2 protein-coding genes are annotated in these 1,479 nt (G+C 49.8%); both read right to left on the reverse strand.

The features are described 5' to 3' along the window. Window positions 1-273 precede the first annotated feature (273 nt). A complete protein-coding gene (locus tag ACFUCV_RS14980; protein ID WP_380817133.1) occupies window positions 274-576 on the reverse strand; it encodes a hypothetical protein in 303 nt (100 codons plus the stop codon). A 250-nt stretch (window positions 577-826) separates the two neighbouring features. Then, on the reverse strand, window positions 827-1,096 hold the full coding sequence (locus tag ACFUCV_RS14985) for a hypothetical protein (protein ID WP_380817135.1): 270 nt from the start codon (window positions 1,094-1,096) through the stop codon (window positions 827-829). Window positions 1,097-1,479 lie beyond the last annotated feature (383 nt).

The raw sequence follows: 1,479 nt of genomic DNA on the forward strand, positions 1-1,479 counted from the left end.
GACCACTAACCATGCCCAAAACCAGAAAACCGGCCCGGCAAGAAATCAAATCCCCACTGAGCCGGCAATCGGACCATCATGAAAAATCCGGGCTAAGGCACCCACTATAGCTAGAGCTATTCCGGCAACAGCTTGAAACCAGGGGAACTCACCAACCAAAACGGTTGACAAGCAAGCCACAGCTAACAGTAGAAGACCGACGCACATTAAGAGAACAAATATCAGATGCTGTGACATGCGCATCTCCTCACGAGTTTGACTGAATTCATCCAACTAATCACAGGAGTTGCCGGCATCGAATCCTGATTTCACAGTACTGGCAATAGAAATTCCAAGTCCCCAAGCAGCAAAAGTGCCTAACCCTCCGGTCGCTGTGGTAACTCCAATTACAGAGAATGCAAAGCCAGCGTAGGAGACTCCGACAAAAGCAGCATCTAACAAACACTGTCCAGTGACTAAGCCTGTTGGGTCCGCATTGTTGATGGGGTTGTTGGCTGCGTAGGCGTAGCGGTTGGCGTTGGCTGGGTTGAGGGGTGTGTCGAGGGTGTCTTGTGGGAGAGTCCTGAGTTCAGCCACGGCTCGAGATATTCATCCAAGAATGACATTTCCGTAAGCAGTTAAAGTCATCGTTAAAGCCCATGGAGTCAGTCATTCATCTTCTCTTACCTGGCGTGCTCATGGAGGGCCAAGCCCTGGAACTATCACCCACCCGAGGTAATGAGGGTCCGCGTCGACGCGGCCACGGCGGGACAGAAGAGTTCATTGGCCTGCTTGACCTCGTTAGGATTTTGAGGTGTCGCTGCGGCTTTCAGATGAGTGCGCCACATTAGACATGCGGTTCATTGTCTGAAGGCTTGGAGTCATGGATTCTTTGAGAAGAATCATTATCTTTTATTTCACCGTAACTTCCATATTTTTCTGCAGCCTCTCTATCACGTCTTTTTCGTATGGATCTGGAAATGACGCCGGAAACTATACTTACAAAAAGAATTATTGATATATAGAGAGCCCCCTCCTTTCCCCAAAAAATATTGCCGACAATCAACCCCCCAATAGATAACGCGACGATCACTACGTATTTCGATCGCTTGCTCATTTGTCAAACTCTTCTTTCTAACGTAGTGGAAAGTTTATTTAGGGTTTATAGAAGCCAAAGCCACCTCTGAAGAATCCTCCGATTGCACCCCCTATTGCCCCGGTTGCAACATTGTCTCGAATATCTTCGTCACCATTAAGGAGTCCTGCTGTTCCAGCTCCAATTCCTCCGCCTACTGCGCCACCAAGTGCTCCTATACCAACTGCACACCCTATTCCGGCACTTGCCGCGCATAAACCGGCGAAGACGGTTGCACCTATAGCCACGCCGGCTGCGATTCCTATGGCATCTGAGGTTATCCGCAAATCGTGGACGGTTGGTCAGGCGGCTTTTGCCGTCTGAAGTTGGTCGAGCTTGACCTGGTTTTCGTAGGCGACCGGGCT

It is taken from the genome of Specibacter sp. NPDC057265, from assembly GCF_042668835.1.
GTDB lineage: Bacteria > Actinomycetota > Actinomycetes > Actinomycetales > Micrococcaceae > Specibacter.

Bases quoted from the DNA above. Each gene is read 5' to 3' on its own strand.
- ACFUCV_RS14985 (WP_380817135.1), bottom strand. From the start codon at position 1,096: ATGAGCAAGCGATCGAAATACGTAGTGATCGTCGCGTTATCTATTGGG.